Origin of the sequence: Methanobrevibacter gottschalkii DSM 11977 (assembly GCF_003814835.1) — an archaeon.
Taxonomy (GTDB): Archaea; Methanobacteriota; Methanobacteria; order Methanobacteriales; family Methanobacteriaceae; genus Methanocatella; species Methanocatella gottschalkii.
The window spans coordinates 42,091-58,707 of the sequence record NZ_RKRG01000002.1; the positions used below are offsets into that span (position 1 = coordinate 42,091).

A 16,617-nucleotide genomic window follows, 5' to 3' on the forward strand; every position below is an offset into this window, starting at 1 on the left:
AAATTATAAAAAATATGTTTATTATTTTATTTATTATATAATTTATATAAAAAGGATAATAAAATATTAATCATGACATTGCAGAAAAAATTACAAATCAATATTGTCATGAGCAATTACAACCAGAGGAGCAGTAGCTATTCATCCGGCCATGATTATATCTTCCTGGATAATTTAGCCAGCAGTTCTTACTCCAATTATTTCAGAAGTGATTTGAAAAACCTGAAGATCAAAACTTCCAATGGTACTGAATGTCAGGTAGTATACATTCCATCTTATGGATCACAAGGCGCAGCAATACTTGCAAGGGTTTCTGTTGGTCAGATTTCACAAAACACAAAGCTACTCTTGGACGTTCATGATACAGGAACAGCATTCGCAAGCACTTTATCAACTGGTAATGAAGTTTTAATGTTTGATGCAAATAATGATACATACTCACAATTTTTCATGAACTACTCCGGTTTATCATCAAACAATGACTCAACAGATGGGGGCCAATTTTTAAGAGCTAGATTTGTTCCTAACCTCGAAGGAACTTCTCCAACTGATTTGTTTACCACATTTGCTTCAGGCCAACCATTAGCCAACAATCGTGTTGTTGTAGCCAGATTCAAATATATTAACGGTAATGTTTTTGTTAATGATAATGCAACATATCACGGTTCAACCATTGGAGGCATCATGATGCAAATTGATGGAACTCTCTCACCTGATGAGTCTAATGTAAAGGCTACTGTCAACTATTGGGGTGGGGAAAAAGATTATTGCATGTTCACTGGTGCTAAGACTTTAGTATTGGCCAGTTCATTTGATGCTTACAATCAGGGAAGTGATGAAGAGGGAAACTGGAAACAATATCATTTTCATAATCGTGTTGGAACAGGAACATCGAATACATCAGATTATATTGAAGGGTTCAGCAGAAATAATCCAACTAAAATTTATCTTGGGTGTTTTAAAATGATTATTGATTATGATGTAAATTCAACAATCGGACATGGCCGTGGATATCCAACAGGCCTTGAACATACAGAGAAAATGGATGTAATAGCTTGTCTTTTAGATGAGGGCGAAAGAACATATGTTAATGATGAACATACTGCTTGGATTTGTTCCAATCAATGTGCAGTCGGCGATATGGTAACTTTAGATATGTCTTCAACAATGGAACATACAATTGTTAGAAAAGCTCAAGCAGGAGAATTGGCTTTCGGTTATCTTTTAGGTAAAGTCCAGGTTAAGACTTCAGGATTAACATTAGTTGCTGTGGCCGTGTTAGGTGATGTCTTTAGATTAAAACTCAAAAGGCCAGTGGCTGAAGACATATTGCCGAATACAAGAATCTATATTGACAGTGCCGGTGAATGCAATCCGGTTGAAGGCCATGACTTAAGGCTGTTGTCAATCGTTAATCTTCAAAATAATGAGGATACTGATTACATTAGAGTTTATCGTCAGATGTCTGAGGTTGAAATGTATCGGGAATCTCAGAACTGTATTGATCTTGGAGATTGCAGTTTTGAACAGGATGAGATAACTCACGTTGTTAATATGATCGTGCCTTCAGAGTCAAACATCATGGCCCAGGCAAATTATGTAAAGGATGCAGACGGTGTCACCTATTGTGAGCTTCCTGATGTAGCTATTGTCAATAACGTCCGTTTCGTATGGGAAGACAACAAACTCTACATGGAATGGGAAGGATGTGATGATGGCCAAAATGTATATTTTATATAAAATAAATAATAAATAATATAATAAAATATATAATAAAAAATATAATATCATAATGAGGTTTATAACATGACCATAAGGAAACTGGTAGGAACTCTAGAAAACAAAGGCCCGTACATTGACCAATCAACAGGCCACTGGTTTTACTGGAACGGCACTAGATATGTTGATAGTGGCTATCCTTACGCTGTAAAACTCATTATTGAATTTAAAATCGAAAATGGAATATTATATTACTCAATTACTTGGGAGGCACAATGAAATACATAAAATACTTTGAAACAATCGAAGAGTACGAATCCTGGATGAAAGTAGAAGAAAATGCTGAAGAGGTATATCAAAGTGAAGAGAAGATTCTTGTTGATGGAGTAATCATCAGCCACACATACAAAGAGGAGGAAATTTAAATGATTTACGAATTCCTGGAAGCAAACAGAAAGGACATTGACATTTTAACTTCATTTCTTGTTACAGCTATTCCAATTGTCATGCTCTATTCAGAAGCATTAGGAATTACTGAAAATACAATTCCTTACTGCATTCTCATGATAATCTTAGGAATAGCCAGTCATTACGCAAGCAGGATAAGAGGCGAAGGAGATGTTGAAGACGCCAAACAAAAAGCTAAAAGAGTATTGGGATTCCCTGAAGAAAAATAAGATTCTTTGGAGGATATTGTTATCATGAACAAAATAAAAAAGAAGATATTCATATGCAACTTTACCAAAACAATTTCAAGTGCCGTTTTAACAGCTGTAGCCATCAACATCATAATGACCAATGCAACAAAGTATGCTTTAATTGAAGGATTATTGCCGTTTACATTAGCTATTGTTATTGTTGGCCTAATCGATTTGTATGAGTATAGATGTGAGCGTGAAGACAAGATTAATTTGGATGAACTGGAAGAGCGAATAGAAAAACTGGAAGGTAATGTGGATGGAGAAAGGTAAGATTCTAATTGCAGTTCCGACATTTGAAAATATAAAACCGCAATGCTTCAAAAGCATCTATGGGCTGACAAATCCTAAGGATTTTAATCTTTATTTCGATTATGTGAAAGGTTATGATTGTGCACGTGCAAGAAACGAAATAGCAAAACTTGCAATCAAACATGACTTTGACTATGTGCTGATGGTAGATTCAGATGTTAGTGTTCAAAAGGATGCTCTTGTTAAGCTATTGGAATGTGAAACCGACATTGCTTTAGGATGGTATTTCAAGAAGAGAACAAGAACAGATGAGTCTGTTATCTTTGATTTTGGAAAAGACTATAGTAATCAACGCTGAAAATTATAAAACTATTGCAGGAAGTTTTCCTCCCAGTTTTTCCAAAAACTTGAATTATCAACTACTTTTTTAAATTCGGTCTTAAATAGGTATTTTAATTGTGCAATGCTTGAAATGTATTTTCTAGAAATTTTAGCTTTGATTGTTCTCCATACTTGTTCTATTGGATTGTATTTTGGGGAATATGGAGGTAAATGAATTAAATCCATATTTAAAATTTTGCATAATTCTGTGAAAAATATTGCATGGTGGACGCTGTAATTGTCTAAAATAACTGCTATTGGTTTTTCTAGGATTAATTCATGTTTTAGTTCATTATCTGAGAAAAATGCTAATAACATTCCTTTTTGAAGATTTTCGAGAACTGATTTACTTTTTGTTTTAAAACTGAGCGGATTTTTTTCAAGTCTTTCGTATAATTTTTTAATTGTATTATTTTTTTCAGACAAGTTTTTAAATGTTAATAATAATTTATTATAGTTCTTTTCTTTATTTATTGTATTTAATATGTTTTCTAGGAGTAATTCATCATTATTGATTATTTTTTTTAATTTTGATTTTAATTCTTTGTTTTCGATATTATTGATGGTGATGGTGATCATAAATTTCATCATTTCAAAGGTTTTAGTGTTATCTAAAAATGATAGAAATGAATTTCCATTAATTGCTTGAATACCAAGTCCATTTATTGAAATTCGTTCTGTTGGTTGTTCTTTGATGTTTTTTGTGCCTTTTTTATGGTATGTTCTTTGACTATTGTCCTGATTTTGACAATATGTTTGATCCAGAAATACGACAGTGAAATTTTCTAAATCTAGATGTCGAGTGTTTTTTTTAACTGTTCTTCGGCATCAGCGGGCATTTTGGCATAAATTTTATATGGTTTGGTGTAAGAATATCCTAATTTTTTCATTATCCGTTCTATACTTCTAATACTGTATTTTACTTCAAATTCTTTTTCAATTTTATCTTTTACTTCTCTTGCAGTTTGCAAATTTTCTTCTTGTATTATTTCATCTAATAATATCAATTGTTCATCAGTTAGTTTTGATTGACCTTTGGAGCCTTTTTTTCTTTTTAATCCTTCCATTCCACCTTCATTCCATTCCCTTATCCAATTATATACTGTTCCTTGACTGATTCCATGCTTTTCCACAATATATGGTATTGGTTCATCATGTAAAACGTCTAGAATAACATATAATTTATTTAAAACCCTAGTATCATTTTCTAACTTCTTTATTTCAGCTTGTATCTCAGAAATAATTCCTAAATACTCCTTAATTAATTTTTGATTAGACATAATAATATTTATTATACCTAATAGTATTTATAATTTTCAGTGTCTAGAACTATAATGGGAAATATGATGAGGCAATTAAATTACAAAAAGAGTTAATTAATTTTCAAAGATTGTTTAAAACAACATATGTATCTAATTTTGGTGAAATCAACCATATATTGAATTACTGTTATGAAGAATTAGAATGGGGAGAGTTAATCAAATTATCAAATGAGTTATTGGATATTGAAAAAAATCATCAAAATAATCGGAGAAGTGATAATATACAATATTCAGTAATATTAATTGCAATAGTTACTCTTTGTTCCCAATTATTGATTTATTATTCCAATTTTAAAGATGTAATACTTTTCATTGGAGGAATTGCTTTTTTATTTTTCTTAAGCTTAATTTTCAAAGAAAAAATTTATTATGTCTGGCAAATATTAAAGTTAGTGCCTAAATTTATTTACAATTTAATAGTTTTATTATTAAAAAGAATAAAAGATTTATAATTCATTTGGATTGACAAATCTTTAATTGATAATTCTCATTATCTTCATTTTTAATCTCATCTAATGATTGTATGGCTATTCTATTTTCAACATACCATTTTGAATGTTTGACTTTAATTTGATTTATTCTAGATAATTCATCAATTAGTAATCTAAATGTATTATAAACTTCTAATACAATTTTATTTTGCTTTTGAAGATATTTTATATCAAATTCATTATCTCTAATGTTATGTGAAGGTTTAGATCTTTCACTTCTTACTTTATTAATAATCTTTATTGTTTTTTTGATGGTGGCTGGAGATACTCCAATTTCACCCAACCATTCTTTAAATAAAGTTATGGTTCCTTTATCTTTCTTTTTTGTACCGTCTTTATTAGTAAATTCAATTAAATCTAATTTCCCTTCAAAGAATTTTTTGTTGATGTTATCTGAAAGCATTATGTCAAATATTTTAATAAAATTATCATATTCTTTTTTAGTAGATAATACTAATATATTAAATTCAATTGGGGGTTTTTTCTTATAATTGGATTTAAATAATTTAATTTCATTATCTGAACATAAATTGTTAAGTTGTTCTATTTGATATAATATTGCACTAAAAACAGAGGGATCGGGCCATTCTCCATCATTCATAGATTTTATGTATGATGGATCAACATAACTTTTCTTTTTAACTTCATAAACACTGAATCTTTTTTGCATTTCAGGGTGTAATTCAGACAGTTCTTTTAAAAGTACTGCAAAAATTCTTTCATTGTTTTCATCAAATCCAAGACCCACATTATCCAAAATAAATTTAAATTTCTCATCAAGTGTTTCATCATTATCATATTTTTCTGTGATGCTTATATTATATTTAAAAGAATTATTGCTGATAACATACCTTGGGTTATCAATAATATTTCTTAATAAATCTACTTCAAAATAAACAAGCTCATATGGACATTCTCCATTTGTTAATTTTTGAGTATAATGCCCTTCAATCATATTTTTTCTCCTTGGTTCCATAATATATCAGTTATTAAGTTTTTTTAAGTAATCATTTGTATTTTTTAGTTCATCTTTAATTTTAGTTAAAGACATTTCTATGGAATCGGATTCTGATGTTAAATAAGAAACACTTTTGATATAGCTCAAATCACTGATATATTCTCTTGTTATTTTAGTATTATAGATATTTGTAAATGTTATAATGAATTTATATTTAACTGGATTATCTTCATTTTTTAAGTAATTAAATCCCATATCAAAGAAAGCTTTAATTTGATAATTTGGAGGTAAGAATGAAATTTCCTTTAAATGTTCATAATCTTTATTATGTGAATCTTTTAATTCAGGTTCAACTTCAATAGATATATCTTTAGCAACTGTATTTCCTATATTTTCAACAATTAAATACATTCTATTATTTTCTACTTTAAAATACATTATTACCTCAGCAGAATTAGCCTCAACACGTGTTTTTTTCATTTCTTCAACAGATTCATTTGTTGAACGTGCCATTTTATATGTTGCGAATGCCATGAATCCCGTAACGATTGTTAGAATTATATCTAAAATAATTGAAATAAAATTTAAATCCATATTTTTCACATTAACTATTTTTCAACCTATAATTTCCTTATTTAATTATTTTTAATTCTAATGTTTCTTTTTCAGTATCTAGAATCCATTCTAATATGTCCCCGGATTTAATATTCAAAGCTTTAACATATGTTTTAGGGATTGTTGTTATGAGTGAAATCTCACCTTGGTTTCTAACTTTTGTTTCTTCATTAATTTTCATATTTATTTATATATTTTTTATATTAAATAACACTTTTGATTTATTTTAATAGTTAAAAAAGTAACACTTAAATATCATTGGGTAGATATTATATACTAGATAATACAGAAATATAATTTGCATAAAAGTGGTAATTATGATAAAAGTTATAGAATTATGTGCCGGTGCAGGCGGGTTAGCACTTGGATTTGAAAAAGCAGGTTTAGAACATGAGGTGCTTGTTGAAATTGATAAAGATTGTGTGGCAACACTTAATAAAAATAGACCTGATTGGAATGTACTTCATGCAGATATAAAAGAAGTTGATTTCACACAGTACCATCCAGATATAGTTGTAGCAGGACTGCCTTGTCAACCATTTTCTTACGCTGGTAAAAAATTAGGATTTGATGATACAAGAGGAACATTATTCTTTGATTATGCAAGATGCATTAAAGAAACTAATCCAAAAATGTGCATAATAGAAAATGTAGAAGGTTTAGTAAGGCATGATAAAGGGCGAACAATGGAAACAATAGTGAATGTATTGGAAAATGAATTAGGTTATGATGTTCAATATAAAGTCCTAAATGCAGTTGACTATGGTGTAGCACAAAAAAGAAAAAGAATGTTTCTTGTAGGAACTAAAAAAGGAATAATATTCAATTATCCTAAAAAAGTTAAAGGTAATCCTGTGCTTCGTGATGCCCTTAAAGATGTTCCGGAATCAGAAGGAACTGAATACTCTGATAAGAAAAAAGAAGTACTTGAGTTAGTTCCACCTGGAGGATGTTGGGTTGATCTTCCAGAAGATGTTCAAAAAGAATATATGGGTAAAAGCTTCTATTCTGGTGGTGGAAAACGAGGTATGGCAAGAAGAATCTCATGGGATGAACCATGTTTAACATTAACCACTTCACCATGTCAAAAACAAACAGAAAGATGCCATCCAGAAGAAGTAAGACCATTCACAGTAAGAGAGTATGCAAGAATACAATCATTCCCCGATGACTGGGAATTTGAAGGCGGAATAACTTCTAAATACAAACAAATTGGAAATGCAGTACCAGTTAAAGTTGCTGAAGCAGTAGGAAAAGAAGTTATCAAAGCATTAAATGGCGAAAATAAAAGAAAAGAAGGTCAAACAACTTTATTTTAGTCTTTAAATATTAGTTGTTTGTACTTTTCAAATACTACTTGGTCTTTTGGAGTTAAAATATGTTTACTCTTTTTAATATCATTTATTGCATTTGGAAGTGCATCAAATAATTGTTCAAAAGCAGTTTCATCTCCAGTGACTAATGTATAAACATCTTTTCCAGCAATATTTCTAATATTATCATTTATTTCATGTACAACATTTTCTTTATTGTCTCTATACACCCAAGTTTTATCAAATGATTCATAATTTTGTGAAACTATATACGCCCAATATATTTTAGCATTTGGATATTTTTCAGCTAATTCTTCACATTTGAATCGAGTATCTCTTAAAGAACTTGAATTCATTGTATTGTATTTATTTTTTAATTCAATCCATATTGTATCATCTTCTTTTTTCAAGTCCATTCCGGATGGATGACCTCTTCCAAGATTTACCCAACCATCAACACGACCTAAAAGATTCTGGTGGAAATCACCAACACGATTACTTGCAGTTTTATCATGTTGTCTTGGAATTTCAAAATTAATCCATTCACTTAAGCTGAATCTATTTGAATAAATATCAAATAATGTTTTAAATTGGTCAATAGTTTCTCTACTATTGCTTAAAACTTCCCAAGGTGTTTTTGATAAATCTTCATCCGTTGCATAGGCATCTACAACTTTTTTTACTTCTTCTAGAAATATTTCATCTGAAACAAAAGTTACATATTTATTCATAATTTGCACCCAAAGTAATTATTACATCATGTTATGTTTATTTTGTTTTAAAGCATTTTCGTTATTGTACGATAAGTACCCAAATATTGATGTAATCCAAATCGTGTTTTGGAAATGGTTAAATTCTAACTTCCACTAAATTTTAAAAAAAGTAGCTATTATATATAAATCTTTATATATTATAAGTAATAAATTATATAATAAATTAAGTGGAGGACATTTATGGCAGATTCTATAATTTTACTTGAAGAGAGAAAAGAAGTCACAACCTTCCTTCTGGATGAAGGTACAATCACCGCAACTACAGTTACAACTCCTACAGGTGAAACTCCAGGTTACGAATACGCAGGAACAAAAATAAAAGTCGATGATGTAGTTACATTATCAGTCAATTCAGACATCGGAAAACCAACAGTCAAGAAATTCACTGGTGCGGAAGGAGAAATCATCTTAGGCATTGCAGTAAACGATCCGGTTACAATGACCGGAGGTAAAAGAAAAACAGCTATTCTCGTATTGGGTCATTTATTCAGATTAAAATTAGCATCTGGAATTTCAAACATTGCTGTTAATAACAGAATAGCTTTAACCAGTACAGGTGCTATCAAATCAGATGAGGGAGAATATATTGCAATGCATCCTGTAACTAGCTCAGATGATTACAAATACATCGAAGTGTTCAGACCATATGACATCGGAACTACAGGTTCAACTTAAGGTGATAATTAATGATTACAAAAGGAAATGATACAAAAGTTCAAAATGAGGTAATAGCTCAAACCATTACTGATGAAACTGCAAAAAGATTGAAGTTAGCTAGATTGTTTCCTAAACAAGAAATCAAAGAGAACTCAGATTACTACACATACTTCAGACAGAACATCAATCTCGATGAAGCTATCAAAAAAGGTTTGCTTGGAGAAGCAAAAGACATTGCTCCCGGTGCATCATTGCAAGAATTGAACATCAGAAAACCTGTAACCGACACAATCAGTATTGATACTGTTGGTGGAGTCTTGAATGTCAATAAGGATGTTTTCGACTCAGATATCGTTTCATTTGAGGATTTATTAGGCGATGTGGCTACCGTTATTGCTAACCGTATTGAATACAACATTTACGATACATTAATAAGCTCACCGAACGTTCCACAATATAACACAACTCAAACAGATGATACAATGGATGCTTTCGGTAACTTTGTCATCAAAGCACAGGAAGCATTCAAAGGCAATGCTGGAGCTGGAGCAGATTTAACAATAATGGCAGAGTCTTACAAAACATTATCATACGTTAAACAGTTGGCTTACTCCTCAAACAAATTGGTTCAGCCTGTAGAAGACATTAAGGAATACTATGGTATTGATAACATTGATCTTTTAGGAACTACACAGGCTGACGGCGGATCTCTAATAGGTGAAAAACAGTACATTGGTTTCGATTTAAGAAATGCACCATTAACTGTATTGTATTCCAAATCTTCAGGAACTACAGTTGCACCTATTACAAGTGATGAGAACATTGCAGATTTCTATCCCATCATTGAAATCATGCGTAAAGACATTTACGATGAGTTACCTCAATATACAAAATTATTCATACAAAGTAAAGTCGGAATATTGCTGAATAAACCAGGACTTGCCCTGAAAGGTACTTGCAGGCCATAAGGAGGATTGTTAATGTTAACCAAAGGAAATGATGCAAAAGTACAAAATGAAGTGATGGCACAGATTGTGGCCGATACTTCTGCAAAGTGGATGAAATTCACAAGATTATTGCCAAAGCAGGAAATTGAAGAGAACTCACAGTATTACACTTACATGTCTCAAAGAGTCAATATTGAGGAAGCTATTCAGTCAGGCGTTCTTGGTGAAGCCAAAGACATTGCTCCTGGCGCTACTTTACAGGAACTGAACGTCAGAAAACCAATCAGTGAAACTATCAGTATCGACACTATCGGTGGAGTTTTAAACGTTTCCGCTCAAATGCTTGATTCCAATTTAATCTCCGTTAATGACATGCTGCAGGATGTGGGAATCCTTATAGGCAGAAGCATTGAAAAGGCAGCCATTGACATGATTATGAATTCATCTAAAGTAGCTACCTACAACTTCGAAAGTGGCGATGACACTGGTATGACCATCCTCAAAGCTCAGGAGAAATTCAAGGAATCAGCAGGTAGCTATGCCAACTTAAACAGCATGGCCGTAAGCTACAAATCTTTGACAACCCTGAAATCAGACATATTCTCAAGCAACAGACAGGTCGAACCGGTAGAACTTATCAAAAGCTATTACGGTGTTGACAACATCGATATCTTAGGAACAGCAGTATGCGATGGCGGTTCCGAGATGGGTGACAAGACCTATATCGGTATGGACTACATCAACCCAGGAATGAAATTATTATACTCCAGAACTACCGGAACTACCGTTGCTCCGTTAGGACCTGACGGTGAGATGTATGATTTCTATCCATTGATTGAATTCATGAGAAAGGACATCAGGGATGAGCTGCCGATGTACACCAAACTCTTCATCCTGTCAAGCGTTGGAGTATTAATGAATGCACCTAACAGAATCATCAAAGGTAATTTCAGAGCATAGAACCATATTTTATCTCCTAAAATATTAGTGAAGTTTCAATAGCTTCACTAATTTCTTCTGCTCCGTTTTTATATGCAATAATCGCCATATTATATACTGGAGGCTATAAAATGAAACTGATATTAGATACTGAAAATTCACATCCAACAACAATAACAGTCAAGGGAAAAGAAATAACATTGCTGTTGATTGAATCCAGTATACTGATTGATTCATCCCAGATAGCCAAGATTTTTGACAAAAAGGAAAAGACAGTAGTTACTAAAGTCCTAAAATCCAAACTGGAGAAATACGAAACAGAAAACGTTAAGCTACTCAAGAATTACGGGTTGATGCATCCTGATGCAGTCAAGCCAAGACCATTCTATGACTTAAGGCAGATGCTGGAAGGACCAGCTTATTACTACTTCAAAAAAGAAGATGAAGTTGATATAATCAAAGTAATCATCAGGGTAGCTATCGGCAAACATCGTGAGTGGATTCATAATCGGTGCATTGATAAATTTAGGGTTGGGTGTGTCCGATAACTATTTTAATTTTTAAATCTCTCTTTTTTTATTTTATTTTTGAAGAATCATATGTTGGTTCTTTAAATGAATTATATCGCGAGAGAGTTTCTCAAAGATTTGTTAATTATTTGTCTAGAATTGATTTTCCTTAAATGCATTTTAAGTTTAAATAATTAATTTCAAATATTCTATATTATTTGTAGCAATAATAAATTATCTATAAATTCTTTTTAGATTCATATTTTATGTTAATTATTTATAATATATGTTTAAGTTCTAATTCTGTTCATGAATTTTTTTAAATAATGAAGTTCATAAATATTGATGTAGGTGGAGATGATTTTATGTTGGGTATAAAAGAATTTTTAAAGCCTTCAGTTTTAGGATACTATAAACGTTGTGAAGTTACTCAAATTTCTTTTTACAAAGATAATCATGAAGAGGAATCTAATTTATTAACTTTATTTATTTTTGATGAAGAAAATTTTCAAGGTAGGAATGAAATTTTTTTGACTGGCAAGAAGAATAAAATAAATTCTAAGTATAAATTATGTATTAAAAGATTTTATTTATCTATTGAAGAAAGTATTGAACTTTTCAATTGTTTAAATCAGGGTGTTTCAAAAACAAGTTCATTAAAGAAATATATTTTTAATGATAATCCTTTAAAATTATTGCCTCAGCAATTCATCACAACAAATGAAGACATTAGATTTAATAAGATACTTAAAAATAATTTCCATAGTGGTTCTTATATATTTGAGTTTTTTGATGAAGAAAAAGATTTTGAATTATTATTTGGTTTAAATAAATCGGGAAGGTTAAAAAAGATTTCAAAGATGATTGGGGAAGTTGTTCCAATTGATTTGTTGTCTTGTACTGATTGTTTGGGAAATTATATTTTTCAATTACCAATAACTATTTTAAATGTTCACACAAATAAGAATAAGAATATACTTGGTATTGATTTTTATTGGCATAATAATTTAATTAATGAAGTTAAACCTAATTGTTTGATTAATATATATTCAAAAGTTGATAATAATTATCTATTTGATATTTTTGAGGAATATAATAAAGAAAATCATCAAAAAATTAACATATTGCCTTCTGGAAAAAATTATGTTTTAAAAATATGGAATAATGATTTAAAAATATTGCTATATGAAATGAATAGTAAATATTTTGAAAAATTCAGAGTTTCATTGAGTATGAGTGAGTGTGAAAGAAAATTTATTGAGGATAATGGAGAATCTGAAGTAACTATCATGTCAAACCCTAAATTAAGTGATGATATTAGTTATTTAAATTATAGAAATGATGCAATGTATAAAAAGAATTTAAAAGAACTGGAAGATAATCTTAAATTTAACACATATATGCAAAATGAGAACGCATTAGAAGATATAAAAACATTAATTAATGAATATGGTAAAAATGGTGTGAATATAATTGATCCTTATTTGGAACCGAATGATTTAATAAGAACAGTAGTCCATTTGAAATTCTATGATGCGCCAATAAAAGCAATTACTTCTTTAAAAAATTCATTTAATGAATTATTGATAATGAAAGAAATGTTAGAGCAACTTCCAAATCAAAATATAGTTCAAAATTTTAAAAATGTTTTAAATGAAAAAATAGAAAAAGAAAAAAAATCTAATCTTGAATGTATTGAAGATTATAAAAAGGAGTTGGATGAGAAAATTATTAATTCATGTGGATTAAATTTAGTATTTAGGGCTCAATTTGATAGATATGGTCAACCATTTCATGATAGATTTTTAATTTTTCCTGGAGATGATGAAAAATTACTTGAACCCATAGTATTTTCATTAGGAACTTCATTAAATGCTTTTGGTAAACATTTCCATATATTGCAAGAGGTTTCACATCCGCAACATGTGGCTGATGTTTTTGATAAGTTATGGGGGATATTAGAACAAAAAGAGGAGTGTCTGATTTGGAATTCAAAGGAATAATTGATAATTTTGATGAATTTAATATGATTTTGGTTAATGAAGAATTAATATTATTATTTGAAAGTTTGCATGACTTTTCCTTTGATGAATTAATGTATTTTGAAGACCCATTACATTATGAAAATATTGGTGTTCAAAAAATCATGTCTCAAATTGATGAGATTATATCTGTTTTATTTTATAATATTGATATTAAAACAACTGATGATGTCATAAGTATTGTAAAAAGTGATATTTTATTATTTAAAAGAGCTATGGATCAAATTGATTTGAAATATTTTATTTTTTTCTCGTATCTAAATTCTTATTTGAATGTTGATGTTGATTATTTGATAAATCATTTTAACTATGAACTAAATATGATTAAGATGGAAGAAAAAATTAATGAGTTATTTAATCAAATTCAAGTTTTTCCTAAACCTAATGATAATAACTTATCACCACTTTTAAAAAATGTTTTATTTAAGTCCTTGAAAAAAGATGACATTATGCATTCATCATTAAAGTTATTAAATATTAGTAAAGATCCATTCATTTTTTATAATTTTAAAATTTATTGTCCAAAATTATTAACTAGTATGCTGATACTTATTAAAAAAATAAATTATGATTTCTTTTTAAGAAATATGTTTGATGTAAATAATTTAATCATGGCAGTACTTTTTTGTAAAGAATTAGATATATCTGAAATATTAGAGTGTTATTATGAAAACGATATTTCTAATATTGATTTATTATTCACATTTTTGAAAAAAAGTATAGATTCTAATGAATTAATAGATGATAATATTGTGTTTATTAAGGATATTCTACTTGATATTTTGGAGTTAAATGAAAATTTATTTAGAAAAATTATCAGATTATTCAAACATAAAAAGTTATTTAATAGATCAATTGGTTTATTATTGTCTGGAATTAATAAATGGGAAGTTGAATTAATTGTTAATGAATTTGACTTAAATTTTGGAGCAAATAATCATCTAATTAATCTTAGGGAAAATATTTTAATAAACCTCGATAAAAAATCGGATAATTTTAAATTAGTTTTAAAATTAGTTTATAAAAATTGGGATTTGAATTTAAATTCTTTGATTGATGATGATGAGAATGGATGGGATTTATTATGCAGTGATTTTAATTCATTTATTTTAGAATATTATAATCAATTTTATGATGATGATATGTTGGTTGAAGAAATGAAATTGAATTTTAATTTTCTTGAAAAAATTAATTCAACATGGTCATCTAATTTTACAAATTATAAAAATAGGATACATGTTTATTATACGAAATTATATTTGTTAAGTTCAATTTATAAAAAAAGGAATATTAATAATATAGAGATATTGGGATGCTATGAGAATTTCTTTAAAAATAAGTATTTAATTGAAGTTTTGTTAAGAGATAAAGCGAAAAAATCGATTATTGATTTTAAAAAAGATTATAATATGATGAAAATTCAGTAATTAATATTTTTTAAGGGAGTATATTATGTTTAAAGAGGGCATTAATACAATTATAATTGAAAGTTATGATGAACTGGCATGTATTATAAAAGGAAAACATGAAAAGAATAAAATGGACCTTCGTGAAGATTTTATATTTTGGGGATTATCAAACATCGAATATGAATTAATTCCTTCTGCTTTAAGAAGAAATAAGTTAAATCAACTTGAAATTAATGAATTAATTGAATCTGATCACATATTTAAAGTTTCAATTGATGAAAATGATGCCAAAATGTTTAATTTAGAATATTCTGAATCAATAAATGATGGTGAAGTTATAATTGGAGTAGATAAATATGGGAATCTGATTCATGATGTGAAATCTGATTATAAAGTTTTAGAATGTGATTTGCAAAGAGAAAGAGAAAATTATCTTCTATTAAAATTTTTTAATTGTGCAGATAAATCTGGTTTGAAAGTTAAATCAGAAGGATTTTTAAGAGAGTTGATTCATAATTATTCTTCAAAACGATTAGAAGAGTATTGGTTGGATTTTGATATTTTAGAAACTATATCCTTGGCTCAACATTATGGTTTGCCGACTAAAGCTCTAGATTGGTCTTATGATTATAAAGTTTCATTATATTTTGCTGTAAAAGATGTAATTGAATCTAATTTGTCTTCTGATGGAGTATTGTGGGCCTTAAATTATAAATTAATTGAAAACCATAATTTTAATGAGGAATATTATGTTAATTTACATATTCATAGGCCGGAATATAATACAAATCCTAATTTAAATGCTCAAAAAGGATTATTTACTTTTTTAGAAAGATATGTTGGAGATTATGACAAACCATTAAACAAAATAATTTCTGATGAATTAAATAAAACTCTTGACCAAATGCCGTGGGATAATCTTTATGAATCTAAAATTAGGACAATTCCGGATGATATATCTAAAAATGATACGATTTTCTATAAATTTATTATTCCTAAAGAAATTAAACAAAATATTTTAAATGAATTATATTTGGAGGGTTATTCTGAAGAATATTTATTTCCCGGATATAAAGGAGTTTGTGAATCAGTAATTAATAGAGTAAAGTTAAATGAGATATTAAAAAATAATGATGAACATATTAAAAAGAGCATATTATTGTCCGTGGACTGGAATTTAAATGAAATTATAAATAAAAATCAACTTTATGTATTTGTAAACTTGGATTTTAAAGAAGAAATTGATAAAATCTTTATTTACCATAATAATGATGTTGTAGGTTATTTTAGAGGAAATGAAATAATTAAAGATTCACTAAATGTGTTATGGGAACAGTTTGGGGAACATTCAGGTTTATCTGAAGATAAATTTGATGAGTGTTTTAAAGGTAATGATGAATCATTTGCAATTAGAATTAATGATTTAAATATTTTTAAGCATTCAATTAAATTGTGTGACTTTGAATTGGAGAATGATTTTTGTTTTGTTGAGGATAATGAAGATTTAAAATTTTTATTGAATTTTAATTAAAAAACAATTTAAATTTTTCTCAGAACTTTTGGGTTGCAATTTTATTACAAAAATATAATAG

20 protein-coding genes are annotated in these 16,617 nt (G+C 28.8%); 14 read left to right on the plus strand and 6 right to left on the minus strand.

The window, feature by feature from the left end; all coding sequences use genetic code 11:
* Nucleotides 1-72 precede the first annotated feature (72 nt).
* The 6 genes from EDC42_RS03855 to EDC42_RS03870 all read left to right on the plus strand — a co-directional run bounded on the left by EDC42_RS03855 (nucleotide 73) and on the right by EDC42_RS03870 (nucleotide 3,027).
* On the plus strand, nucleotides 73-1,740 hold the full coding sequence (locus EDC42_RS03855) for a hypothetical protein (RefSeq protein WP_143741082.1): 1,668 nt from the start codon (nucleotides 73-75) through the stop codon (nucleotides 1,738-1,740).
* A 66-nt stretch (nucleotides 1,741-1,806) separates the two neighbouring features.
* Nucleotides 1,807-1,998, plus strand: coding sequence for a hypothetical protein (locus EDC42_RS09445; protein ID WP_069574877.1), 192 nt, complete (start codon nucleotides 1,807-1,809; stop codon nucleotides 1,996-1,998).
* Nucleotides 1,995-2,144 carry a hypothetical protein gene (locus EDC42_RS09450; protein ID WP_156064490.1) on the plus strand — a complete coding sequence of 50 codons (150 nt, stop codon included), beginning with the start codon at nucleotides 1,995-1,997 and terminating at the stop codon, nucleotides 2,142-2,144. The genes EDC42_RS09445 and EDC42_RS09450 overlap by 4 nt, the downstream gene beginning before the upstream one ends.
* Nucleotides 2,145-2,396, plus strand: a complete 252-nt coding sequence (locus EDC42_RS03860) for a hypothetical protein (RefSeq protein ID WP_069574876.1) — start codon at nucleotides 2,145-2,147, stop codon at nucleotides 2,394-2,396. It abuts the gene before it with no gap.
* A gap of 24 nt (nucleotides 2,397-2,420) precedes the next feature.
* Nucleotides 2,421-2,690 carry a hypothetical protein gene (locus EDC42_RS03865; protein ID WP_069574875.1) on the plus strand — a complete coding sequence of 90 codons (270 nt, stop codon included), beginning with the start codon at nucleotides 2,421-2,423 and terminating at the stop codon, nucleotides 2,688-2,690.
* Nucleotides 2,677-3,027: a hypothetical protein gene (locus EDC42_RS03870; RefSeq protein ID WP_069574874.1), complete on the plus strand. Its 351-nt coding sequence runs from the start codon at nucleotides 2,677-2,679 to the stop codon at nucleotides 3,025-3,027. Before EDC42_RS03865 ends, EDC42_RS03870 begins: the two co-directional genes overlap by 14 nt.
* A gap of 11 nt (nucleotides 3,028-3,038) precedes the next feature.
* Here EDC42_RS03870 and EDC42_RS03875 read toward each other — a convergent pair whose 3' ends face one another.
* From EDC42_RS03875 to EDC42_RS03895, 5 genes are all read right to left on the minus strand, one after another.
* Complete coding sequence (locus EDC42_RS03875) at nucleotides 3,039-3,638, minus strand: transposase (RefSeq protein ID WP_170151646.1); 600 nt, start codon at nucleotides 3,636-3,638, stop codon at nucleotides 3,039-3,041.
* Nucleotides 3,639-3,841: 203 nt separating this feature from the next.
* Nucleotides 3,842-4,330, minus strand: coding sequence for a helix-turn-helix domain-containing protein (locus tag EDC42_RS03880; protein WP_069574872.1), 489 nt, complete (start codon nucleotides 4,328-4,330; stop codon nucleotides 3,842-3,844).
* A 495-nt stretch (nucleotides 4,331-4,825) separates the two neighbouring features.
* Nucleotides 4,826-5,818: a hypothetical protein gene (locus tag EDC42_RS03885; RefSeq protein WP_069574870.1), complete on the minus strand. Its 993-nt coding sequence runs from the start codon at nucleotides 5,816-5,818 to the stop codon at nucleotides 4,826-4,828.
* Between the two features lie 27 nt (nucleotides 5,819-5,845).
* The gene (locus tag EDC42_RS03890) at nucleotides 5,846-6,415 is read right to left on the minus strand and encodes a hypothetical protein (protein ID WP_069574869.1); all 570 of its coding nucleotides are present in this window, start codon (nucleotides 6,413-6,415) and stop codon (nucleotides 5,846-5,848) included.
* A 37-nt stretch (nucleotides 6,416-6,452) separates the two neighbouring features.
* Nucleotides 6,453-6,617: an AbrB/MazE/SpoVT family DNA-binding domain-containing protein gene (locus EDC42_RS03895; protein ID WP_123833390.1), complete on the minus strand. Its 165-nt coding sequence runs from the start codon at nucleotides 6,615-6,617 to the stop codon at nucleotides 6,453-6,455.
* A 136-nt stretch (nucleotides 6,618-6,753) separates the two neighbouring features.
* Between EDC42_RS03895 and EDC42_RS03900 the strand changes: the two genes are divergently transcribed.
* On the plus strand, nucleotides 6,754-7,755 hold the full coding sequence (locus EDC42_RS03900) for a DNA cytosine methyltransferase (RefSeq protein WP_069574868.1): 1,002 nt from the start codon (nucleotides 6,754-6,756) through the stop codon (nucleotides 7,753-7,755).
* Here the strand turns inward: EDC42_RS03900 and EDC42_RS03905 are convergent.
* Complete coding sequence (locus EDC42_RS03905) at nucleotides 7,752-8,480, minus strand: Eco47II family restriction endonuclease (protein WP_069574867.1); 729 nt, start codon at nucleotides 8,478-8,480, stop codon at nucleotides 7,752-7,754. The two genes, EDC42_RS03900 and EDC42_RS03905, sit on opposite strands and share 4 nt — an antisense overlap.
* 222 nt (nucleotides 8,481-8,702) lie before the next feature.
* On the opposite strand from EDC42_RS03905, the gene EDC42_RS09610 reads away from it, so the two are divergent.
* The 7 genes from EDC42_RS09610 to EDC42_RS03950 all read left to right on the plus strand — a co-directional run bounded on the left by EDC42_RS09610 (nucleotide 8,703) and on the right by EDC42_RS03950 (nucleotide 16,556).
* The gene (locus tag EDC42_RS09610) at nucleotides 8,703-9,197 is read left to right on the plus strand and encodes a hypothetical protein (RefSeq protein WP_233144887.1); all 495 of its coding nucleotides are present in this window, start codon (nucleotides 8,703-8,705) and stop codon (nucleotides 9,195-9,197) included.
* Nucleotides 9,198-9,208: 11 nt separating this feature from the next.
* A complete protein-coding gene (locus tag EDC42_RS09615) occupies nucleotides 9,209-10,147 on the plus strand; it encodes a hypothetical protein (RefSeq protein ID WP_233144886.1) in 939 nt (312 codons plus the stop codon).
* Between the two features lie 12 nt (nucleotides 10,148-10,159).
* Complete coding sequence (locus EDC42_RS03930) at nucleotides 10,160-11,086, plus strand: phage major capsid protein (RefSeq protein ID WP_233144885.1); 927 nt, start codon at nucleotides 10,160-10,162, stop codon at nucleotides 11,084-11,086.
* A 110-nt stretch (nucleotides 11,087-11,196) separates the two neighbouring features.
* Complete coding sequence (locus EDC42_RS03935; RefSeq protein ID WP_069574866.1) at nucleotides 11,197-11,613, plus strand: hypothetical protein; 417 nt, start codon at nucleotides 11,197-11,199, stop codon at nucleotides 11,611-11,613.
* A 287-nt stretch (nucleotides 11,614-11,900) separates the two neighbouring features.
* Nucleotides 11,901-13,577: a VPA1262 family N-terminal domain-containing protein gene (locus EDC42_RS03940; RefSeq protein ID WP_123833391.1), complete on the plus strand. Its 1,677-nt coding sequence runs from the start codon at nucleotides 11,901-11,903 to the stop codon at nucleotides 13,575-13,577.
* A complete protein-coding gene (locus EDC42_RS03945) occupies nucleotides 13,523-15,043 on the plus strand; it encodes a hypothetical protein (protein ID WP_123833392.1) in 1,521 nt (506 codons plus the stop codon). The genes EDC42_RS03940 and EDC42_RS03945 overlap by 55 nt, the downstream gene beginning before the upstream one ends.
* Nucleotides 15,044-15,068: 25 nt before the next feature.
* Nucleotides 15,069-16,556, plus strand: coding sequence for an FRG domain-containing protein (locus EDC42_RS03950; protein ID WP_069574419.1), 1,488 nt, complete (start codon nucleotides 15,069-15,071; stop codon nucleotides 16,554-16,556).
* Nucleotides 16,557-16,617 lie beyond the last annotated feature (61 nt).